This window comes from Desulforamulus putei DSM 12395, assembly GCF_900129195.1.
In the GTDB taxonomy this organism is placed as follows: Bacteria; Bacillota; Desulfotomaculia; order Desulfotomaculales; family Desulfotomaculaceae; genus Desulfotomaculum; species Desulfotomaculum putei.
This window is the reverse complement of the sequence record NZ_FQUY01000011.1, coordinates 51,006-73,148: the sequence shown is the minus strand read 5'-3', so window position 1 is coordinate 73,148 and position 22,143 is coordinate 51,006. Positions and strand designations below refer to the sequence as shown.

General features: G+C 51.7%; 21 protein-coding genes. 16 read left to right on the top strand and 5 right to left on the bottom strand.

Annotation, left to right across the window (positions count from 1 at the left end; all coding sequences use genetic code 11):
* Positions 1 to 121 precede the first annotated feature (121 nt).
* From gatA to BUB67_RS08820, 6 genes are all read left to right on the top strand, one after another.
* The gene (gene gatA, locus BUB67_RS08845) at positions 122 to 1,588 is read left to right on the top strand and encodes an Asp-tRNA(Asn)/Glu-tRNA(Gln) amidotransferase subunit GatA (protein WP_073238907.1); all 1,467 of its coding nucleotides are present in this window, start codon (positions 122 to 124) and stop codon (positions 1,586 to 1,588) included.
* A 1-nt stretch (position 1,589) separates the two neighbouring features.
* The gene (gene gatB / locus BUB67_RS08840) at positions 1,590 to 3,032 is read left to right on the top strand and encodes an Asp-tRNA(Asn)/Glu-tRNA(Gln) amidotransferase subunit GatB (protein ID WP_073238904.1); all 1,443 of its coding nucleotides are present in this window, start codon (positions 1,590 to 1,592) and stop codon (positions 3,030 to 3,032) included.
* 378 nt (positions 3,033 to 3,410) lie between these two features.
* Positions 3,411 to 4,544 carry a homocitrate synthase gene (gene nifV / locus BUB67_RS08835; protein WP_073238901.1) on the top strand — a complete coding sequence of 378 codons (1,134 nt, stop codon included), beginning with the start codon at positions 3,411 to 3,413 and terminating at the stop codon, positions 4,542 to 4,544.
* A 1-nt stretch (position 4,545) separates the two neighbouring features.
* A complete protein-coding gene (locus tag BUB67_RS08830; protein ID WP_073238897.1) occupies positions 4,546 to 5,802 on the top strand; it encodes a 3-isopropylmalate dehydratase large subunit in 1,257 nt (418 codons plus the stop codon).
* Between the two features lie 70 nt (positions 5,803 to 5,872).
* Entirely contained in the window at positions 5,873 to 6,373 is a 501-nt protein-coding gene (locus BUB67_RS08825) for a 3-isopropylmalate dehydratase small subunit (RefSeq protein ID WP_073238894.1), read from the top strand.
* A 17-nt stretch (positions 6,374 to 6,390) separates the two neighbouring features.
* On the top strand, positions 6,391 to 7,398 hold the full coding sequence (locus BUB67_RS08820; protein ID WP_073238891.1) for an isocitrate dehydrogenase (NAD(+)): 1,008 nt from the start codon (positions 6,391 to 6,393) through the stop codon (positions 7,396 to 7,398).
* A 56-nt stretch (positions 7,399 to 7,454) separates the two neighbouring features.
* On the opposite strand, the gene BUB67_RS08815 is transcribed toward BUB67_RS08820, so the two are convergent.
* Complete coding sequence (locus tag BUB67_RS08815) at positions 7,455 to 8,048, bottom strand: trimeric intracellular cation channel family protein (protein WP_238457001.1); 594 nt, start codon at positions 8,046 to 8,048, stop codon at positions 7,455 to 7,457.
* A gap of 204 nt (positions 8,049 to 8,252) precedes the next feature.
* Between BUB67_RS08815 and BUB67_RS08810 the strand changes: the two genes are divergently transcribed.
* From BUB67_RS08810 to BUB67_RS08795, 4 genes are all read left to right on the top strand, one after another.
* On the top strand, positions 8,253 to 8,642 hold the full coding sequence (locus BUB67_RS08810; protein WP_073238888.1) for a carbohydrate-binding protein: 390 nt from the start codon (positions 8,253 to 8,255) through the stop codon (positions 8,640 to 8,642).
* 184 nt (positions 8,643 to 8,826) lie between these two features.
* Positions 8,827 to 10,095 carry a glycosyltransferase family 4 protein gene (locus tag BUB67_RS08805; RefSeq protein ID WP_143157030.1) on the top strand — a complete coding sequence of 423 codons (1,269 nt, stop codon included), beginning with the start codon at positions 8,827 to 8,829 and terminating at the stop codon, positions 10,093 to 10,095.
* A gap of 21 nt (positions 10,096 to 10,116) precedes the next feature.
* Positions 10,117 to 12,582 carry a mannose-1-phosphate guanyltransferase gene (locus BUB67_RS08800; RefSeq protein ID WP_073238880.1) on the top strand — a complete coding sequence of 822 codons (2,466 nt, stop codon included), beginning with the start codon at positions 10,117 to 10,119 and terminating at the stop codon, positions 12,580 to 12,582.
* A gap of 140 nt (positions 12,583 to 12,722) precedes the next feature.
* Complete coding sequence (locus BUB67_RS08795) at positions 12,723 to 13,949, top strand: alanyl-tRNA editing protein (protein ID WP_073238877.1); 1,227 nt, start codon at positions 12,723 to 12,725, stop codon at positions 13,947 to 13,949.
* A 43-nt stretch (positions 13,950 to 13,992) separates the two neighbouring features.
* Here the strand turns inward: BUB67_RS08795 and trmL are convergent, their stop codons facing one another.
* The 3 genes from trmL to BUB67_RS08780 are packed head-to-tail and all read right to left on the bottom strand — an operon-like array spanning position 13,993 to position 15,531.
* Positions 13,993 to 14,451: a tRNA (uridine(34)/cytosine(34)/5-carboxymethylaminomethyluridine(34)-2'-O)-methyltransferase TrmL gene (gene trmL, locus BUB67_RS08790; RefSeq protein ID WP_073238874.1), complete on the bottom strand. Its 459-nt coding sequence runs from the start codon at positions 14,449 to 14,451 to the stop codon at positions 13,993 to 13,995.
* Complete coding sequence (gene nth / locus BUB67_RS08785; protein WP_084127685.1) at positions 14,451 to 15,119, bottom strand: endonuclease III; 669 nt, start codon at positions 15,117 to 15,119, stop codon at positions 14,451 to 14,453. Before nth ends, trmL begins: the two co-directional genes overlap by 1 nt.
* Positions 15,103 to 15,531, bottom strand: a complete 429-nt coding sequence (locus BUB67_RS08780) for a CoA-binding protein (protein WP_073238871.1) — start codon at positions 15,529 to 15,531, stop codon at positions 15,103 to 15,105. The genes nth and BUB67_RS08780 overlap by 17 nt, the downstream gene beginning before the upstream one ends.
* 112 nt (positions 15,532 to 15,643) lie before the next feature.
* On the opposite strand from BUB67_RS08780, the gene BUB67_RS08775 reads away from it, so the two are divergent.
* Both BUB67_RS08775 and BUB67_RS08770 read left to right on the top strand, forming a co-directional pair.
* Positions 15,644 to 15,937, top strand: coding sequence for a LysO family transporter (locus BUB67_RS08775; protein ID WP_073238868.1), 294 nt, complete (start codon positions 15,644 to 15,646; stop codon positions 15,935 to 15,937).
* A 234-nt stretch (positions 15,938 to 16,171) separates the two neighbouring features.
* The gene (locus tag BUB67_RS08770) at positions 16,172 to 16,774 is read left to right on the top strand and encodes a LysO family transporter (RefSeq protein WP_073238973.1); all 603 of its coding nucleotides are present in this window, start codon (positions 16,172 to 16,174) and stop codon (positions 16,772 to 16,774) included.
* A 158-nt stretch (positions 16,775 to 16,932) separates the two neighbouring features.
* Here the strand turns inward: BUB67_RS08770 and BUB67_RS08765 are convergent, their stop codons facing one another.
* A complete protein-coding gene (locus BUB67_RS08765; protein WP_073238865.1) occupies positions 16,933 to 17,607 on the bottom strand; it encodes a CPBP family intramembrane glutamic endopeptidase in 675 nt (224 codons plus the stop codon).
* Between the two features lie 222 nt (positions 17,608 to 17,829).
* Between BUB67_RS08765 and BUB67_RS08760 the strand changes: the two genes are divergently transcribed.
* The 4 genes from BUB67_RS08760 (at position 17,830) to bshA (ending at position 22,142) form a co-directional block, all read left to right on the top strand.
* Complete coding sequence (locus tag BUB67_RS08760) at positions 17,830 to 18,546, top strand: DUF4912 domain-containing protein (protein ID WP_073238862.1); 717 nt, start codon at positions 17,830 to 17,832, stop codon at positions 18,544 to 18,546.
* Between the two features lie 17 nt (positions 18,547 to 18,563).
* Complete coding sequence (locus BUB67_RS08755) at positions 18,564 to 20,177, top strand: glycoside hydrolase family 57 protein (protein ID WP_073238859.1); 1,614 nt, start codon at positions 18,564 to 18,566, stop codon at positions 20,175 to 20,177.
* 121 nt (positions 20,178 to 20,298) lie between these two features.
* A complete protein-coding gene (bshB1, locus tag BUB67_RS08750; RefSeq protein WP_073238856.1) occupies positions 20,299 to 21,027 on the top strand; it encodes a bacillithiol biosynthesis deacetylase BshB1 in 729 nt (242 codons plus the stop codon).
* Positions 21,024 to 22,142 (top strand): N-acetyl-alpha-D-glucosaminyl L-malate synthase BshA, encoded by a 1,119-nt coding sequence (gene bshA / locus BUB67_RS08745; RefSeq protein ID WP_073238853.1) that lies wholly within the window; start codon positions 21,024 to 21,026, stop codon positions 22,140 to 22,142. Before bshB1 ends, bshA begins: the two co-directional genes overlap by 4 nt.
* Position 22,143 lies beyond the last annotated feature (1 nt).

The following is a 22,143-nucleotide window of genomic DNA, read 5'->3' as shown; positions in this document are numbered from 1 at the left end:
CATTACTATCGGGTCCAGCCCTCAGCCCATCAGCCTTCAGTCCTGTTAAAGAAAGCTGAGGGCTGACAGCTGAAGGCTTGACCCCAAAGGAACACAGCATGAGCACTTAGGAGGGAAAGTTTTGGATCTCTTGCAGCGAACAGCCCACCAACTCCACGAGATGCTGGTAAAAAAAGAAATCTCTGCCTCCGAAATTACAGCGGCGGTTTACCGGCGCATTGAAGAGGTGGAAGACAAAGTAAAATCCTTTCTGACCATAACCCGGGAACATGCCGAGGCCAGGGCCCGGCAGGTGGATAAAAAAATTGCCGCCGGCGAGCCTGTGGGCCCCCTAGCGGGCATCCCGGTGGCCGTTAAAGACAACATGTGCACAGAGGGCATCCGCACCACCTGTGCATCCAAAATACTCTACAATTTTGTACCCCCTTATACAGCCACTGCCGTGGCTAGGATGAATGCCGCAGATATGGTGATGGTGGGTAAGACCAACATGGATGAGTTTGCCATGGGTTCTTCCACCGAAAATTCCGGCTTTCATTTAACCCATAACCCCTGGGACCTGGAGCGGGTGCCCGGCGGGTCCAGCGGCGGTTCCGCTGCCGCGGTGGCGGCCGGAGAAGCGGTTGTTTCTCTCGGTTCCGATACCGGGGGATCCATTCGCCAGCCCGCCTCCTTCTGTGGTGTCGTGGGCATGAAACCCACCTACGGCGGGGTTTCCCGTTACGGCCTAGTGGCCTATGCATCCTCCCTGGATCAAATCGGCCCCTTTACCAAAGATGTTACGGATATGGCCCACATGCTGAATGTCATCTGTGGCCATGATCCCATGGACAGCACATCTGCCAATGTCCAACACCCGGATTTTACGAAATTCCTGATCAACGACATCAAGGGTATAAAAATCGGTGTGCCCCGGGAATACATGGCCGACGGCATCGACCCGCTGGTCAAAGAGCGCATTAAGGAAGCCATCAAGAAGCTGACAGAGCTGGGGGCCTACGTGGAAGAAACCAGCTTGCCCCATACGGATTATGCCATGCCGGCTTACTATCTCATCGCCACCGCCGAAGCAAGCTCCAACCTGGCCAGGTACGACGGGGTTCGTTACGGGCTGCGGGTGGAAGATGCCCGGGATGTGGTGGATATGTTCATGCGCAGCCGCAGCCAGGGCTTTGGCGAGGAAGTAAAACGCCGCATTATGCTGGGAACCTACTCCCTGTCCGCCGGTTACTACGATGCCTACTATCTGAAGGCCCTCAAGGTGCGTACCCTCATTAAGCAGGACTTTGACAAGGCCTTTGAAAAGTATGATGTCCTGTTAAGTCCCACTTCTCCTTCCACTGCCTTTAAGATCGGAGAGATGGTCCATGATCCCATGCAAATGTATTTACAGGATGTCTGCACCATCCCGGTGAACCTGGCAGGGATTCCGGCCCTGTCCATTCCCTGCGGCCTGGTCAATCATCTGCCGGTGGGACTGCAACTGATGGGCAAAGCCTTCGCCGAGGGTACCCTGCTGAGGGTGGCTTATACCCTTGAGCAAAACACTGAATTCACCAGGCTGCAGCCGGTTATTGGGGGGGCGTGAAATGACACAATCCTATGAAGCTGTCATTGGCATTGAAGTGCACGTTGAATTAAAGACCAACACCAAAATTTTTTGCAATTCCACCACCGAATTTGGCGGCGATCCCAACCATCACACCTGTCCCGTTTGCCTGGGGCTGCCCGGGACCCTGCCGGTGTTAAACAAAAAGGTGGTGGAATATGCGGTAAGAGCCGGGCTGGCTCTCAACTGCAAAATTGCCAACTTCTCCAAGTTTGACCGTAAAAATTACTATTACCCGGACCTGCCGAAGAACTATCAGATCTCTCAATATGATCTGCCCATTGCCGAGCATGGCTATTTAGATATCGAGGTGGACGGCCAAACCAAGCGCATTGGCATTACCCGCCTGCATATGGAAGAGGATGCCGGCAAGCTGGTGCACCAGGGAAATATCGTCACCACGCCCTATTCCCTGGTGGACTATAACCGTACCGGGGTGCCTTTGATTGAAATTGTTTCAGAACCGGACATGCGATCACCGGAAGAAGCCCGGGCCTATGTGGAGAAATTAAAGGCCGTTATCCAATACACCGGTGTTTCGGACTGCCGCATGGAAGAGGGTAGCCTGCGTTGCGATGTTAACGTGTCGGTACGGCCGGTTGGTCAAAGGGAGTTTGGCACCAAGACAGAAATTAAAAACCTCAACTCCTTCCGGGCGCTGCAAAGGGCCGTGGCCTTTGAAATTGAGAGGCAGATCGGGGTTCTGGAATCCGGCGGCAAGGTGATCCAGGAAACCCGGACCTGGGATGAGGCCAGGGGTATTACGGTTTCCATGCGCAGCAAGGAACAGGCCCACGACTACCGTTATTTCCCGGACCCGGATTTGGTGCCCCTGGTGCTGGACAACCAGTGGATTGAATTTATCCGGGAGTCCCTGCCGGAACTGCCGGACCAGAGGCGGGCGAGATACATCCGGGAGTATGGCCTGCCGGAATACGATGCCTCCATTTTAACGCTGACCAAAGAGATGTCCGATTACTTTGAAGAAGTCATTCAGCATTACCATACGCCCAAAGCGGTGAGCAACTGGATGATGGGAGAAATGGCGCGTCTCCTAAACGCCGGCGGCATGGATATCACCCGGTGTAAAATAAAGCCAACCCAGTTGGCGGAACTGCTCAAACTGATTGACAAAGGAACCATCAGCGGCAAGATTGCCAAAACCGTTTTTGAAGAAATGTTTGCATCCGGGAAAGACCCAGAGGCCATTGTGAAAGAAAAGGGCCTGGTGCAGATTTCCGACGAGGGGGCCCTTGCTGCGGTGGTGGATGAAGTGATTGCGGCCAACCCCAAATCTGTACAAGATTACCGGGGCGGTAAAACGCAAGCCATCGGCTTCCTGGTGGGCCAGGTGATGAAGGCCACCCGGGGGAAAGCAAACCCGGATCTGGTCAATAAACTGCTTAAGGAAAAGCTGCAATAAAATCATATTGGGAGATTGCTTCCGCAAGATTAAACGGAAACAATCTCCTTTTTATGTAAGCAAATTTTTCCTTGCGGACCACCGCCGCTTACCAACTTTTTCAGCACCGGCTTTGACAAACACCGGCGTTGTTTTGTTAAGCAATGCACAATTTTTTATACAAAATCAAAAGTGTACAAAACATATTGCACAATAAATTAATCAATATGAACAAAGCGAAAATCAAAGTAATGTTGAGATAATTGAAATAATTGGCATCTAATTACGGTATACAGAATTATTCAATGTATACAGTATAAATACCCTTTATGCATATCCTTGACAGTGCCGTTATGGTAACATAAAAAAGTAAAGTTATTGTTTGTTGGAGGTGCCATAATGGAGAAAAGAAAAATTTGGATTGTTGATACAACCCTGCGGGACGGGGAGCAAACCGCCGGTGTCGTTTTTGCCAACCGTGAAAAGGTTCGTATCGCAAGATATTTGGATGAAATGGGTGTCGATCAAATAGAAGCGGGGATTCCTGTGATGGGAGGAGACGAACAGGAAGCCATCAAGCAAATATGCAAACTTGGTCTCAGGGCCAGTATCATGGGATGGAACCGTCCGGTCATCAAAGATATTGAAGCTTCCCTTGCCTGCGGCGTGGATGCGGTTGCCATCTCCATTTCCACATCGGATATTCATATTAAACATAAGTTAAAGACCAGCCGTGAATGGGTCCTGGAACACATGGTCCGGGCCACTGAATTTGCCAAGAAGGAAGGCATGTATGTTTCGGTAAACGCCGAGGATGCCTCCCGCAGCGATATGAATTTTCTCATTGAGTTTGCCAGAGCAGCCAAACAGGCCGGCGCTGACCGACTCCGTTACTGCGACACGGTGGGCATTCTGGAACCCTTTACCACCTATGAGAACATCAAAAAGTTAAGAGAAGCCGTGGATATTGAGATCGAAATGCATACCCACAATGACTTTGGCATGGCCACCGCCAACTCCTTTGCTGGGGTGAAGGCCGGGGCCAACTGGGTTGGCGTAACCGTTACCGGATTGGGTGAACGGGCCGGCAACTCCCCCCTGGAAGAAGTGGTGATGGCCCTCAAGCACCTGTATGGCATTGATTTGAACTTTAAGACCGAAATGTTCCGTGAAGTGGCCGAGTATGTTGCCAGGGCCTCCGGTCGCGAATTGCACTGCAGCAAGGCCATTGTAGGTTCCAATATGTTTGCCCATGAGTCCGGCATCCACGCCGACGGGGCCCTTAAAAACCCCAAAACCTACGAAGCATTCCAGCCCGAAGAGGTGGGACTGGAGCGCCAGATCGTCATCGGCAAGCACTCCGGCACCGCCTCCTTGAGAATGAAGTTTGCCGAGTACGGCATCGACTTGTCCAAGGAAGAGGCCGAGGAGCTGCTGCCGAAAATTCGTTCCGCAGCGGTGGCCTTAAAGCGCTCCTTATTCGATAAGGAACTGGTATACATCTACGAAGACCATTTCGGAAAGAGGGATTAATTTGGGCAAGACAATCATAGAAAAGATCCTTTCCTCCCACAGCGGCCAGGATTGCCGGGCCAACGACATTGTTGTGGCCCAGGTGGATTTTGTGATGGGACAGGACGGCACCTCGCCCCTGGCCATCCGGGCCTTTGAGAATATGAACGGCAAAGAACTGTTTGACCCGGACAAGGTTGCCCTGGTCATTGACCACAGTGCGCCCAGCCCCCTGGAGGGAGTTTCCGCCCTGCATAAAATCATGCGGCAGTTTGCCAGGGAAAAGGGCTGCCGCCTTTACGACATCGGGGATGGGGTCTGTCACCAGTTGATCCCCGAAAGCGGTCAAGTGGGGCCCGGCAGCCTGGTCATCGGCGCCGACAGTCACACCTGCACGTACGGGGCCCTTAATGCCTTTTCCACCGGCGTTGGCTCAACAGATTTGGCCGGCGCACTGATCTCCGGCAAGATGTGGTTTAAAGTGCCGGAGACCGTCAAATTTGTCTGCAACGGTGTACTACCTGCGGGAGTTTATGCCAAGGATTTAATTCTTTATTTAATTGGCCAGGTGACTGCCGACGGTTGTACCTACATGGCTGCCGAGTACACCGGCGAGGCCATCTCCGCCCTCTCCATGGAAGGACGTTTCACCGTGGCCAACATGGCCATTGAAATGGGTGCCAAAGCCGGTTTGATGGAAGCGGACGAGAAGACCTTTGCCTGGCTGAGGGCCTGTACCGATAGGGAATTTACCGCAGTTGCCGCCGACCCGGATGCTGCCTACCATAAAGTCTTGCAATTTGATGTTTCCGCTCTGGAACCCCAGGTGGCCAAACCCCACCGGGTAGACAACGTTTCTCCCCTTTCCGAGGTCCAGGGCACCACTATACACCAGGCTTTTATCGGCACCTGCACCAATGGTCGTCTAGAAGATTTACGGATTGCAGCTTCCATCCTGGAGGGCAAAAAGGTTCACCCCGATGTCAGGCTGATTGTAGCCCCGGCATCCCGCAAGGTCTACCTGGACGCCATGGCCGAAGGAGTCATCCAAAGGCTGGTGGCCGCCGGAGCAGCGGTGGTAACCCCCGGCTGCGGTCCCTGTGTGGGCACCCACAACGGCGTTCCTTCGGACGGTGAGACCGTCATTTCCACCGCCAACCGCAACTTTAAAGGCCGCATGGGCAACAGCAATGCAGAAATATACCTGGCATCACCGGCAACGGTGGCAGCCTCGGCGCTGACCGGCGTAATAACCGACCCCAGGGAGTTTTTGAAGTAGCTTCTTCTCAGACAATGCCCCGGACACACCATAACCCGGGTAAAACTTTATGATAGAGCAGGTGAAGCCATTGAGATTTCATGGGAAAGTCCATAAGTTTGGCAACGACGTCAATACCGATTACATCATCTCAGGCAAATATAAATTTAAAACCCTGGATATGAACGAACTGGCCAAGCACGTCATGGAAGATCTGGACCCGGACTTTTACAGCAAGGTAACACCCGGTGATTTTATCGTAGCCGGCAGCAACTTTGGCTGTGGTTCTTCCCGGGAACAGGCTCCCCTAGCCATTAAATATGCCAACATCAGCGCCGTGCTGGCCAAATCCTTTGCCCGTATTTTTTACCGCAACGCCATTAATACCGGCCTGCCGGTGCTGGAATGCGACACCGATCTCATTGATGCCGGCGACGTCCTGGATGTGGACCTGGCCAACGGTTTCATCATCAACAGGACCAAAGATATTCGCATCGCCGTCAAGCCCCTGCCCCAGGTAATGATTAAAATCTTAAACGACGGGGGGCTGGCTCCCCACTTCCGCAAATACGGTGGATTTAACTTTGACTAGGGGAGGTGTTTTAACCGGTGCATAAAGTAACACTGATCCCCGGTGACGGCATCGGGCCGGAAATTACCGAAGCGGCCAGGCAGGTCATTGAGGCCACCGGCGTGAACATCCAATGGGAGATTGTCGAAGCCGGGGCGGAGATGATTCCCCGTTACGGCAAGCCTTTGCCGGACCATGTGCTGGATTCCATCCGCCGCAACAAGGTGGCCTTAAAGGGCCCCGTCACCACTCCGGTGGGGCAAGGGTTCCGCAGCGTCAACGTAACCCTGCGGCAGGAACTGGACCTGTATGCCAACCTGCGCCCGGCCAGGACCATTCCCAACATTCCCAGCCGCTACCAGGGCGTTGATCTGCTGGTGGTGCGGGAAAATACCGAGGACCTGTACGCCGGCGTGGAACACCGGGTGGGAAAAGATGCCGCTGAGAGCATCAAAATTATCACCCGGGAGGCTTCCGAGCGCATTGCCCGCTTTGCCTTTGAGACAGCCCGCCGCCAGGGCAGAAAAAAGGTAACGGCGGTTCACAAAGCCAACATCATGAAGTTAACCGATGGTCTCTTCCTGGAAAGCGTCCGCTCCGTGGCGGAGCATTACCCGCAAATCGCCTATGAAGAAGTGATTGTAGACGCCATGTGCATGAAGCTGGTACAGGAACCGGAAAATTATGATGTGTTGGTATTACCGAACCTGTATGGCGATATCGTATCGGATTTATGCGCCGGCCTGGTGGGAGGACTGGGCGTAGCCCCGGGAGCCAACATTGGTCTCGAATGTGCGGTTTTTGAAGCGGTTCACGGCAGCGCCCCGCAAATTGCGGGTCAAAACCTGGCCAATCCACTGGCCATTATCCTGTCCGGGGTGATGATGCTGCGCCACCTAGGAGAAAATAAATATGCTGCCATGATTGAAGATGCCGTGAATGGGGTGTTGGAGGAAGGCAAAGAATTAACCGCTGATTTGGGCGGCACAGCGACAACCCGCAGCATGACCGAAGAAATCATCAAGAGAATATATGAAAACAGATAAAGCCACGAGTTCGTGGCTTTTATCTGTTTCACTGCCTTTGTAGAGGATACGGCGCCTTAATAAAATTCCATTTGAACCGGATGGCCATCAGTCGTAAGGTAAAAATAAAGGTGGTGGTTAAAAGGCATCACCACATTGGGTGAAACATTTTGCCGGTAAAGAACAATATACAGGATGCCACCCACCACACAGGTCATGGCATAAAAATCACGTGTCAGTACCGACGGTACTTCGCCGGAAAGAACATCGCGGATAATTCCTCCCATGACCGCGGTAATGACACCCATCATTACCGCTCCGGCGAAAGAAATGCCGGCTTCCAGGGCCATGGATACGCCAATGCAAACAAAGGTGCCTAAACCCAGGGCATCCACAATTAAAATAATGGAATTAATTTTAAAAAAAGACCTGTAAAACAGAAAGGTACAGACAGCTCCTGCCAGAGACACGTAAATGTAAATGGGTTCATTGAGGATAAAGACCGGGGTATTTCCCAACAAAACATCTCGGGTCGTTCCTCCGCCTATGGCGGTTACCAGGGCCAGCACCACCACACCGAATAAGTCCATTTCTTTTTTAATGGCCGCCAGCGCTCCGGAGAGGGCAAAAGCAAATGTGCCCAACAGGTCGAGAAAATAGAGGATTGTCATTTTTCTACCCCTTTAAATTGGTTTAATCAGCATTCACCATTCTACCAGTTTAAAAATATTTTTCAACAAAAAAGAATCTTTGCCAAAATTTTACGAAAAAAATTGGCTGTCGCTGTACAAACCCTTAATATTTACCTCCTATAAATAACGTTGCACTTTCAGATAATAATGATGAACCCCAATGCTGAAAAAGGAGGTGTTTTCATGGCCAACAGGACCAATTTTGGTGAACCAACCATGGGAGCTTATCGCTTAAAGGAAATGCACGACGCTCAGTTTCCCGGCGGTGTTGTGGTTGATCCCACACCCATTACAGCCGGGCAGGAAGTGGTGGTTTTCTATAACGGGCTTTTGGCCCAAAGCGGCGCCCAGGAAGTTTATTTACACTGTGGATTTGGCAGGGACGATCACTGGCACGGTATTCAAGATCTGAGAATGGCCAGGACCGGCTACGGATTTGTTAAGTCTGTAACCATGCCGGACACCCATACGCAATTTAACTTCTGTTTCCATGACAATGCCATGAACTGGGATAATAACGCTGGTAAAGACTGGAGCTTCCAGGTGCACAACGGAACTATGAACGGTCATTAATCCTTCTCCCTGCCGACCAAGCCGGCAGGGGTTTTTCTTGCCAAAAAACTTAATAACTTAAGCAACATTTGGGTTATGTGTCCGGCAACCATTTATTGTTATTTAAAGCAGCGTTTAAAATCATAAAATTCGGGGAAATAGTAAATACTAGCTTAGAATGCACATGAAAGAAAGGTTTTGAAGGGTGCGTGAAAATTTGAGGGTCATTGTGTTTTCCTGGGAATACCCTCCTTTAAGCGTTGGCGGGTTGGCTCAGCATGTCTTTGATCTAACCATTGCCATGGCCAAACAGGGAGATGACATTCATGTGATAACCCGTGGCAACCCAGGTATGCCGGAATATGAAAGAGTAAAAGGGGTCCATGTCTACCGCGTGAATCCCTTCAGGGTCTCATCAACGGATTTTGTTACCTGGGTGATGCAGTTAAACATGGCCATGATCGAACGGGCCATCCCGCTCATGGGAAAATTGGGTCAGGTGGACATTGTACATGCCCATGACTGGCTGGTGGCCTATGCGGCCAAGGTATGCAAACATGCGTACAAAATTCCTCTCATCGCCACCATCCACGCCACTGAATGGGGCAGGCACAACGGCTTGCACAATGACGTACAGCGGCACATAAGCGACATAGAATGGTGGTTGACCTACGAATCCTGGCGGGTGATTTGCTGCAGCCATTATATGCAGGGGCAACTGAAGCACATCTTCCAACTGCCGGATGATAAATTAAAAATTATTCCCAACGGCGTTGACCCGGAAAATTTCAAATACGACCCCCGGGCCAGCGCACTGGTGAAAAGAGAACATTACGCGTCCCAGGAGGAAAAGATTGTTTACTATGTGGGGCGGTTGGTGCCGGAAAAGGGCGTTCAGGTGCTGCTGGAGGCCATCCCAAAAATTCTTCATTACCATCCCAATACCAAATTTGTGATCGCCGGTAAGGGGTCCTTTGAAGGCGAATTAAAGTATAAGGCTGCCTGCCTCGGGGTTGACAACCGGGTTTATTTTACCGGCTATGTTAACGATGTCACCCGCAACTGTTTGTATCATTATGCGGATGTGGCAGTATTTCCTAGTTTATATGAGCCCTTTGGCATTGTGGCCCTGGAAGCCATGGCCGCCCGGACGCCGGTGGTGGTATCAGACACGGGCGGACTGGGAGAGATTATTCATCACGGGGTAAACGGCATGAAGGCCTATACCGGCAATGCCAACTCCCTGGCGGACAGCATATTACACTGCCTGCTGGACCCCGATTCTGCCAGGAAAATGCAAGAGCGGGCTTACCGGGATGTGATTGAGAAATATAACTGGGAATCCATTGCCCGGGAAACTAAAAAGGTTTACCAGGAAGTCATTGAGGCAGACCAAAGGGCCCCCTGGAAGAATCAACAGGAGAAAGGAAAACTCCTTGGCAGGGTGGTTCGGTTGGCTGCTCATTATCAGTAACTCAGTCAGGAGTGATGTTTTTTGAAAGCTATTATCATGGCTGGTGGTGAGGGGACCAGGCTGCGGCCCTTGACTTGCGGCCGTCCCAAGCCCATGATGCCGGTGGTTAATCGCCCCATGATGGAACATATCGTGGCATTGTTAAAAAAGCATGGTATCCACGACATAGGCGTAACACTGCAATACCTGCCTGAAGCCATCCGGGGGTACTTTGGCAATGGCGCGGATTTTGGCGTTCATATGCGTTACTATGTGGAGGAGACTCCCCTAGGCACTGCCGGCAGCGTGAAAAACGCCCAGCAGTTTCTGGACGAAACCTTTGTGGTGATCAGCGGGGATGCCTTGACCGACCTTGATTTAACCCGGGCTTTGGAGTTCCACCGGCAAAAGGGAGCCATTGCCACCCTGGTTTTAACACCGGTGGAAATTCCCCTGGAATACGGGGTGGTTATCACTGACCGTGACGGCAGGATTACTCAATTTTTGGAGAAGCCCGGTTGGGGTGAGGTTTTCAGCGACACAGTAAATACCGGCATTTACATACTGGAACCGGAAGTGTTGAATTATTTTGAACCAGGCCGGAAATTTGACTTCAGCAAAGATTTATTCCCGATTTTGTTAAGGGAAAAGCAACCCTTATTTGGCGTATCCCTGACCGGCTACTGGTGTGACATCGGAAACTTGCAACAATATGTACAGGCCCATCAGGACTGCTTAACCGGCAAGGTTGCTGTATCCATTCCCGGCACCCAGGTGGCCCCGGGCATCTGGGTGGGACAAAACAGCGAGATCCATGCCGCTGCAACCATCAACGGGCCGGTTCTCATCGGGGATAACTGCCGGATTGGCGCCGGGGCAGTCATTGATGCTTATACCGTGGTGGGAAACGGGTGCATTGTTCAAGACCAGGCTACGGTAAAACGCAGTGTTTTATGGGACAATGTTTTTATCGGCGCCAAGTCTGCCGTCCGCGGCGCCGTAGTTGGCAGCCGGGTAAAAATAAATGCCAATGCCTCTGTTTATGAAGGCTCGGTGGTTGGCAGCCAATCGATCATCAAGGAAAGGGCGCTGTTAAAACCGGACGTTAAACTGTGGCCGGGCAAGGTGGTTGAGACCGGCGCCACGGTGGAAAGCAGTCTGGTCTGGGGGACGGCAAAACCCAAGAACCTGTTTGGCATGGAAGGAGTCACCGGCCTCGCCAATATTGATATAACCCCGGAGTTTGCCTGCCGTTTGGGCGCTGCCTTCGGCACCAACCTGGCCATAGGCGACCGGGTTGGGGTTTCCAGCGATCGTTTTGCGGCCTCCCGCATGATCAAAGAAGCCCTGGCCTGCGGTCTGCAGTCCGCCGGTTTGCAAGTGCTGGATTTTGGGGAAGGCATTACGCCGATGCATCGTTATGCAGTTAAAACCGGCGGCTGTCAAGCGGGAATCCATGTAAGAATAAGCTCCCAACGGGCAGATAAAATTAACATGGTCTTTACCAATGAAAGGGGCGGCAATATCTCCCGCGGTCAGGAGCGTAAAATTGAAAATACCCTGGCCAGGGAAGACGTTCGCCGGGTGGAGGCTCATCGCGTTCTGCCTGTTGTTACGGTTCCGGATATGGCCGATGCTTATGTAAACCATTTGATTAAAAATATGAATGTGGAAGCTTTAAAAAAGGCAAGTCCGCATATGGTGTTGTTTTACGACAGGGGCAATCTTGATCCTTTTGTGTCCAAAGCCTTCACTTCTTTGGGAATCACCTCGGAAAATATTGAGGCTGAGTCGAACGGGGAACCCAGGGACTGGCAGTGGCACAAGGAACTGCTCCGGGAGTTGACTGCCGCTGTAAAAAGAAAGGGCAAAGCTGCCGGCGCCATCCTTGACCCCAACGGGGATCAATTAATCCTGGTGGACGGCCGGGGGAATGTGGTCAGCGAAGAAATGCTGACGGCCCTTATTTCCTTAATCATCCTCAAGGAACAGGCCGGACCGGTGATTGTACCGGTAACCGCTCCCAGAGCCATCGATGAACTGGCGAGCCGCTACAAGGGAATGGTTGTCCGGACCAAGACCTCCCAGCAGGACTTTATCGACAAAATCATCAACCATCATATCCAGAGCGGCGGCGCTGTTCAGCACCACTTTATGAATTTTGACGCTCTCCTGACACTGTTGAAGGTATTGGAGTTCTGTGCCAGGGAGGGCATCACCATCGAGGATCTGGTGGAAGAAATACCCGGGTTCTTCTTAAATAAAAGAGATGTTGAAGTGCCTTGGGAAGCCAAGGGCAGGGTCATCCGACGGCTCATCGAAGACCCGGGCGGCCGGTTGGAATTGCTGGACGGGGTGAAGGTCTATCACCCGGAAGGCTGGGCTCTGGTCCTGCCGGACCCGGAGGAACCGGTTTGCCGCATCTTTACCGAGGGCGCCACGATGGAAATAGCTGAGGAATTAACCAATTTTTACACCGATAAAATACAGCAAATCACAGCCACCTAGCCGGTAACGGCTAGGTTTTTTACCATCTTATGTAAAATATTCACTAAAAAACCGGCTGTAGGTGAAAATTAGAACAAGGAATAAATCCCTTCCTGTCGAAATAAGCACATTAATTCACAATCCTGAGAGGAGTGGGGAATTTGCAAGGGATTTATCAGGTGGACCCCTACCTGTTGCAATATCGTTCCAAGGTTGTGGGCCATGTATCCGATAACGGGAAGGTCGGCGTGCTGATTGAGGACAACATCTTTTATCCAGAAGGAGGCGGGCAGCCCTCCGACCGGGGCACCCTGGTGTGCGCCCGGCGTTCCTATGAAGTGGTCCATGTGGAACAAAGACCGGAGGGAATTGTTCACTGGCTGGCAGGTACCGACGCGCCGTCCGCTGGAGCCGGCGTATTCATGAGAGTAGATGCCGAACGACGCCGGGACCACATGCAGCAGCACCACGGGCAGCATATTATATCAGCGGTATTTGAGCAAAAATATGGCTGGGAGACCATCGGGTTCCACCTGGGAGAGGAAACCAGCACCATTGATTTGCATGTCAAGGATCTTTCTGGTCAGGTATTGCAGGAAGTGGAAACAGAGGTTAACCGTATTGTGATGGAAAATCTGCCGGTTAAAGTTGAGACTTATCAACGTGCAGCCTTAAGCCCCGAACTGCTGAAAAGGCTTCCGCCGGGGGAGGAAGAGGTTCGTCTGGTGATCATTCCGGGAATTGATGAGAACGCCTGCTGTGGCACTCATCCCCGTTATACCGGTGAAGTGGGTCCTGTTAAACTGTTAAAAACCGAAAAGATCAGGGGACAGGTAAGACTTCACTTTATCTGCGGGGAAAGGACAGTACGTTGGATGTGGCAAACGGCGGAATCCCTGCGCAAACTGGAACAGGCGGTAGGGGCTTCCGGCAGCGAAGCCATCAGCCGGCTGGAAAAACGCGAGGCGGCACTGAAAAAGCTGCAGAAAGAACGGAAAGAGCTTTTGAATTTTAAGTATCAATACCTGGCAGAAGAACAATGGCAGCGGGCTTTGGATGTTGGCGGTGTACTGGTATTGATGAAACATTTTCCGGAAGCCGACATGGAAATGCTGCGGGGCCTCGCCGCTGCCTGGTGTGCGAAACCGGGCCGGCTGGCGGTTCTAACCGGAGGCAACGGCCCCTTTGACGTAGTATTGGCCAGGGGCGAAGGGGTGGAAATCCCCGTAAACCGGCTGGCCGCCGATTTGTGGCCCTTATGCAAAGGTAAAGGAGGAGGCAGTCCCGACTTCGTTCAGGGAAAAGCCCAGGCACTGCCACTGAAGGAAATCCAGAAAATGATTACCGAATTTATTGGTAATTCAAGTCAAGAACCGTCCCCAACTTGAAACCATTCAAGTTGGGGACGGTTCTTGACTTGAATTCGCAGATTTATTTCATGTTGGGAAAGTTTAATTGTCTAAGGGCCTCGTACAAGGCTATGGCCACCGAGTTGGACAGGTTTAAGGAGCGGACCTCACCCAGCATGGGAATTCTCAAACAAGCATCCGGGTTTTCGGCTAACAGTTCCCTGGGTAAACCGGCGGTTTCCTTACCAAAAACCAGGAAGTCGTGCTCTGCAAACTGAACTTCATGATAAGATCTGCCGCCCTTGGTGGTGAAATACCAGAAACGCCCTGCGGGATACTTTGCCCTCAGATCATTAAAACTTTTATGATAATGCAGGTCCAACAGGTGCCAGTAGTCCAGCCCGGCCCTCTTCAAATAGCGGTCATCGGTGGAGAAGCCCAGGGGTTCCACCAGGTGTAAGCTTGCTCCGGTGACAGAGCAGGTCCGCGCGATGTTGCCGGTGTTGGCAGGGATTTCCGGCTCCACTAAAACAATATGCACTAGTTTTCCCCCTTTTTACCGGCCTCCGGGCAGAGGTCCTTTAAACAGCACTGTGGGCAGCGAGGCCTGCGGGCATCGCAGACCATTCTGCCGTGTTGAATGATTTGATGGTGAGTTGGCTGCCACAATTCAGGCGGTATCAAAGCGCATAATTCTTTTTCAGTCAGTTCCGGTGTTTTTCCGGAAGCCAAACCGAGGCGGCGGGCTACCCGGTGGACATGGGTATCAACCGGAAAAGTATGCTGGCCAAAGGCAACCCCCAGAACAACATTGGCGGTTTTCCTTCCCACGCCGGGGAGCTTTTCTAACTGTTCCCTTATTGGGGGAATTTGGCCTTGATAATCCTTCACCAGGATGCGGCTGGCCTCCACGATAAATTTGCTTTTATTTCTAAAGAGTCCGCAGCCTTTGATGTGTTCAGCCAGTTCCTCCGGCGTCAGCCGGGCAAAATCCTCCGGGGTACGGAATTTTTTAAACAGTTTTTCGGTAATTTTATTAACCTGAGCGTCCGTACTCTGGGCCGACAGGATAACCGCCACCAGTAATTCAAAGGGTGTGGAGTATTTTAAATCGGTGGCGGCGTTAGGATAGGCCTCGGCCAGCCGGCTCAGAATCTGCTTCAGCCGGTCAGGGAGATTCCTGACCGGCTGATCACTCCTGTTTCCCATTGCCCAGCAGCCTTGCATGTTCTACCTTAATACAGCGATCCTGAATAAACTCCAGACCGGCATCCGAGGCAATTTGGGCGGCCTCATCATTGATAATTCCCAGTTGGAGCCATACGGCCGCCGGCTTTAAGGGGATAGCCTCCCGGACCACTGGCGGAGTTTCTTCGCTCTTGCGAAAAACATTCACCAGATCCACCTTGTCCGGAATGTCGGACAAAGTTTTATAGGCCTTTTCCCCCAGAACTTCTTTTACCCTAGGATGCACCGGAATGATGCGGTAGCCCTGGGACTGCATATACGCCGCCACTTTATAACTATCCCGGTGGGGCTTGTCCGACAGCCCCACAACCGCAATGGTTTTGCAGCGGGTTAAAAGTTCTTTGATTTTTTCGTCGCTGGGATTGGTATACACTTTAAAACCTCCTCTTGAATATTGGTTATTGACCCCCATTTTGGGGTCGTGCTAAAGTATTATCGTGCTTGGTAAATTGAGTCTCAATTCAATTTGTCAGGAAGGGATGGAGATGGCACCTGTGCTGATTGCTGTGGCCCTGGGTATACTGGTGGGCCACTTCAATTTGTTACCCCACAATCGAAAAATTACCGAAAGGTTTACCACCCTGTGTTTATTTGTAATGCTCCTGGCCATGGGGGCTCAACTGGGGGCCAACGAAAAGCTTCTGGCGGACCTGGGAAGCCTTGGTTGGCAGGCCCTGGTGCTGGCCTTTGGCAGCATAGTCGGCAGTGTTTTGCTGGTGAGACTGGCCGAAAGCCACATTGCCAAACAACTGCAAAAAAGTAGAGAGGAAGGTAAGTAACAGGTGAGATTATAAATATTATTCGAGATTTTGGCTATTGCTTTTGGCCTTTGGCTTTTGGCTTTTTGTTTTTACCTACTATCCAACAGTTTTGCATTTCATTAAAATTAAACACAGTTAAGATTCTTTGTATTTTTAAATTGACCAGTCGCTAATAGCTAACGGCCAATGGCCAAGGGCCAACGGCTGGACCCAAAAGAACTGACCACAAAGTCTAACAGGTTGGTGATCAATATGACCTTGATGATACTGGGTTCCGTAGCCCTGGGTTTGGCCCTGGGGTACTGGATATTGCCCCAACAAATAGTATCGCACTTGGATACCGTTACCACAACCGCCCTGTACCTGTTGCTCTTTGGCATCGGCATTGATTTAGGCCGTCAAAAGGAAGTATGGGTCCGGCTCTGGTATATGGGGTGGCAAGTGCTGCTGCTGCCGGCCCTAATCGCAACAGGCAGCCTGGCCGGGGCGGCGGTTTCCGGTTTGCTGCTGGGACTCCCCTTTAATGAATCCACAGCCATTGGCGCGGGTTTTGGTTGGTACAGTTTATCCGGTATTTTAATTGCAGAAATATACAATGTGGAGACCGGCGCTTTGGCCTTTATTACCAACGTGGCCCGGGAATTGTTAACCTTTATCCTGGTTCCTTTGGTGGCCCGTTATATCGGCCGGTTTTCCGCCGTGGCGCCCGGCGGCGCAACCACCATGGATACAACCCTGCCGGTTGTGACAAAAGCTACGGGTACCGACATGGCAGTGATTGCCTTTATCAGTGGTTCTGTGTTAAGTACACTGGTTCCGATACTGGTACCGTTTTTAATTAAATTGAAGACTTAAGGGGCCATCAGCCGTCGGCCTTCAGCCTTCAGCTTTTTGTTTTTCCTATAGGCGAGGGCTGATGGCCGATGGCTGAAGGCTATTTAAATTACATAGTGATGATAGCATAAGTTTAGGGGGTTTTTCCAGTCTTCCCATAAATAAACTAACCCTACACTTCAGCTTCCCCAATACACCATCAGCAGCCTGCTGCTGTTTACTAAACCGTGGGCAATGATACCTGGGAGAAGAGAACCGGTGAGATCATAAATAATCGCCAGACCGGCTCCCACCACTGCAATTTGGATAAACCATAGGCCGCTGAGGTGTGCCAGTGAGAAAAAAAGTGCGCTTGCCAGCAACCCAAGGACCGTCCCCCACCTGCGGGCAAAGGCGGTGAAGGCCATTCCCCGGTAGTAGGTTTCCTCGGTTACGGGTACCAGGACTCCGCCAATCAGGATGGGCCATAGCAGGTCGGCAGGGCTTTTGGCGCTTGCAGCTGCCTTCACCAGCGGGTTGGTACCAATATCCGCCGCCAGTAAGGTCATCATTGCCCGCTGGGTTCCTTCCGCCAGCAGGAACAAAAATATCCCTCCCAGAAGCCCGTAAAGTATTTGCCTGCCGGGATCATCAAAACGAACTCCCAAACTCCGCAAATCACTCTTATGTAAAACCAAAAACAGAGTAAGCCCCAGCAGGACAGCCCGATCCAGCACCTCCACCAAACGGGGAGAAATGCCGGGAAATAAAGGAAGCAGACCTTTGCTTATGAAGTAAACCAGGATCACTCGTAAAACAAAAACCAGGAGGACATCTGAAATTTCCCAAAGTTTTTTACTTCTGTCTCTATCCATCCTATTGAATCCCTGCCTTGAGAACTTTCCTGCCTATTCCATGATTGACTGTTACTGCTTTGCTTCAGGCTTCTGAAACCATCGAAAAAACATTATAAAGGCAAAAATGCTGGGCAATACTAAGGAAAGTCATAAACTATGTTCACTTTTCCTTATTTTTTTCCTTTTTATTTAAAAAAACGCCTAAAATCAATTGAAATATCTTCCTAGGAGGGGTAAAAAATGGACAATTTGTGGCTCTGGCTGCTGGGAGCGGCTGCTCTGGTTGTGCTGGGTGTGGCGCTGCTGCCAAGATTGTCGAAACCGGCCTCAGCTCCCAGAAAGTTAGACATTCCAAGGATAGAGCCCAAGGAGGAAATGGCAGAAGAGATTTCCCCCACGGCTCAGCCGGTTAGACGGGAAGCGGAAGATCTTTTTATTCCCCACCATTATGGTGTTGACAGACTGGTGGTTTTGGCCAAAGACCCACACTGGCTTTATGCCTACTGGGAGATATCCTCCAATAAATACCAGAAATTTGTACACCGGTACGGTGAGGAGGCCTGGCACGCTTCCCGCCCGGTGTTACGAGTCTATGACATTACCGGCCTGGCTGAAGAAAGTCCTCTTACGGCTCACAGCCACCAGGAAATATTTTTAGACCCCTTTGCGGACAACTGGTTCATCGAAGTGGGGCAGCCCGACCGCAGTTTTTTCCTGGAGTTGGGGCGTCTCCTGCCTGACGGAAGATATATCAAACTGCTCACCTCCAACCGGGTAACCACTCCCAGAGATTCGGTGTCTCAAAGGATTGATGAAGAATGGATGTGGATTGAAGGGATTTATAAAATGCTGCATCGTGTCCCCTATGGCAGCGGTTCCGAAGCACTGGCAGGTAAAAATGATTTTGCAGGAGCAATTAAACCCCTCGGAATAAGTTCGCCGGGGTTTAAACAATAAAGAGGGGGGATGATCCCTTGGCCAAAGGATACCTGGCAATTGTCTTACATGCCCATTTACCCTACGTAAGGCACCCGGAAAGCGAAAAAATCCTGGAAGAAAAATGGTTTTATGAAGCTGTTACGGAAACGTATATACCCTTGATTGATGTTTTTGACAGGCTGGTTGGGGACAACATCCCTTTCCGGCTCACCTTTTCCATTTCGCCACCGCTTTTATCCATGATGACCGACCCCTTAATGCAGCAGCGATATGTGCGTCATTTAGAAAAGCTCATTGAGCTGGCCCACAAGGAAGAGGCCAGAACCTGCGGCGGTCCTTTCCACCAGGCCGCCTTAATGTATAAGGAAAGATTCCAGCGGGCTTACGAAATCTTTGTTCACCGGAACGGCTGTAATTTGGTGCAGGCCTTTAAAAGGCTGCAAAACCTTGGCTGCCTGGAAATTACCACCTGCGCCGCCACCCATGGCTTTTTACCCCTGATGATGGTAAACAGGCAGGCGGTAAGGGCCCAGATAGAGACGGCAGTCAATCTGCATCAAAAGCACTTTGGCTGTGCTCCCAACGGCATCTGGCTGCCGGAATGCGGCTATGCCCATGGCGTGGATGAAATCCTTAAGGAATACGGATTAAAATTCTTTTTTACCGACAATCATGGGGTGCTGTTTGCCTACCACCGGCCCCGCTTCGGCGTCTTTGCCCCTATTTACTGTCCTTCCGGTGTGGCGGCCTTTGGGCGGGACGTGGAAAGCTCCAAACAGGTTTGGAGCGCCGACGAAGGTTATCCCGGTGATCCGGATTACCGGGAATTCTATCGTGATATCGGGTATGATCTGGACGAAGAATACATCAAAAATTATATACATCCCGACGGCATTCGCACCCATACCGGCATGAAATATCACCGGATTACCGGTAAAGTGGATTTGGCGGATAAACAGCCCTATTACCCGGAATGGGCCAGGAACAAGGCAGAAATTCATGCCGGCAATTTTATGTTTAACCGTGAAAAACAAGTGGAGTATTTGTCTGCCTTCATGGAACGACCGCCCATTATCGTGGCCCCCTATGATGCGGAGCTCTTTGGCCACTGGTGGTTTGAGGGCCCCGTGTGGCTGGACTTTCTGATTCGCAAGATGGCCACAAGTAGCACCCTCAGGATGGTAACCCCGTCGGATTACCTGAAAATGCATAAATGCAACCAGATGACCAGACCCTGTCCTTCCACCTGGGGCAACGCAGGATACAATCAGGTCTGGTTGAATGAGAAAAATCACTGGATTTACAGGCATCTGCACATGGCGGCGGACCGCATGAATGAACTGGCGGATCTGTTCCCCCGGGCGGAGGGCAACCTGCGCCGGGCCTTAAACCAGGCCGGCCGGGAACTGTTGCTGGCTCAAAGCAGCGACTGGGCTTTCATTATCTCCACCGGCACCATGGTTCCCTATGCTGTCAAAAGAACCAAACAGCATATTGCCAACTTCCTGAGGCTGTACGATGATATTAAATACTGCCGTATTGACGAAGGATTTGTTTCTTACCTGGAGTGGCAGAATAATATCTTCCCGGACATCGACTACCGTTCCTGGCGGACCCGGGAGGGCCAGTGCCGGAAAGCGGTTTCGTAGTTTTACAAAGGCTGCTCATGTAGCGGCCTTTTCCGTTTGGCTGATGGCTAAAGGCTAAAGGCCATAAATCAACAGCCAACAGGATTTTCCTCCCAACCATCGAATTACTACTACAAAGGGGTTGGTTAACGTATCTAAGGTTGATGTGATGGCCATCGGCGCCCATCCCGATGATGTGGAGGTGGGTGCCGGGGGCCTTGTGGCAAAACTTATCAAATCAGGTCTCAGGGTGGGGATTGTTGATTTAACCGCCGGCGAACTGGCCACCAACGGCACCGCCGAAGAGAGGCGGGAAGAGGCCCGGCGGGCCGGGGAGGTACTGGGTCTCACCTGGCGCCAGTGCCTGGCTATCCCTGATCGAGGCATTACCACCGGTAAAGAATACCTGATGCGGCTGGTGGAGGTTATCAGGAAAAGCCGGCCCGGACTGATATTATGTCCCTACTGGGAGGACCGGCACCCGGACCATGTCAATGCCAGCCGTCTGGTGCAGGAAGCCTGGTTTGATTCCGGTTTAACCAGGGTCGGGTCCCGGCTGCCTCCCTTCAGGGCCGGACAAATATGGTATTATTATATTTCCGGCGCCGTTGAACCCAAGTTTATTGTGGATGTATCAGAGTGTTACCACACGAAAAGACTGGCCATTTTGGCCCATCAAACACAATTCGGGAAAAGCCCGAACAGTACGGAGACCTTTTTAAATGCCGGACCGGGCAGTTTACTGTCCGTCGTTGAAAGCAGAGACCGGTATTTTGGTTCATTGATCGGTTGTATGTATGGGGAAGGTTTTACCACCAAATCGCCCCTGGCCATTCACAACCCACTTGCATTGCTGGGGGTGAAGGAGTGAAGATCGGCATCTTATGCCACTCCACCTACGGGGGAAGCGGTGTGGTGGCCTCAGAGTTAGGCAAGCTCCTGGCAAAACGGGGTCATGAGGTACACTTTGTGACCGTGGGGCGCCCCTTTCGCCTGGGCACCTACCAGCACAATATTTTTGTCCATGAAGTGGCGGCTTTTCATCACCCGCTGTTTGAAGTACCTCCCTATTTTCTCACCCAGGTGAACAAAACAGTGGAGGTGCTGCGCTGCTATCAACTGGATGTCCTGCATGCCCATTATGCAGTGCCCCATTCCCTGGGGGCTCATTTGGCCCGGCAAATCTTTGGCAAACACATTCCTGTTATCACCACACTCCATGGTACCGATACATCCCTGGTGGGAGCGCACCAGGAATTCTATGAGATTACACGCTACGGTCTGGCAGCCAGTGATGCGGTCACGGTTGTCTCCTCCTTTTTAGCGGAACAGACCCGGCAAACCTTTCATTATACAAAGGAATTGCCCGTCCTTTATAATTTTGTGGATACCGACGTGTTCAAACCCGAGGCCGCTGCCGACAGGAACCTTATGACAACCGGCGATGAAGCCCTGCTTATTCACCTCTCCAATTTTCGGCCCCTCAAACGGGTGACGGATGTTATCCAGGTATTTCACCGGGTCCGTCAACAGAGGCCGGCCCGGCTGCTGATGATCGGCGACGGGCCGGATATGCCCGCGGCGCAAAAGCTGGCCCAATCTTTAGGGTTAGCGAAGGATATCCTGTTTCTGGGGCAACAGGACACGGTAGCCCCCATTTTGGCTGCCGCAGACGTCATGCTGTTCCCATCCTGCTGTGAAAGTTTTGGCCTGGCCGCCCTGGAGGCCCTTGCCTGCGGCGTGCCTGTGGTGGCCACCCGCTCAGGGGGCATCCCGGAGGTCATTGAACATGGCAAGGTGGGCTTTTTGACCGGCGTGGGCGAGGTGGAGGAAATGGCCCGACTGACCTTGCTGCTGTTAGAGGACCGGTCCCTGCGGCAAAAAATGTCTGTCCGGGCCAGAAGTCATGCCATCACCAGGTTTAATGCAGACCAATGGGTGGCAAAATATGAACAACTTTACCGATTTCTTTTAGAGAATCAATAGG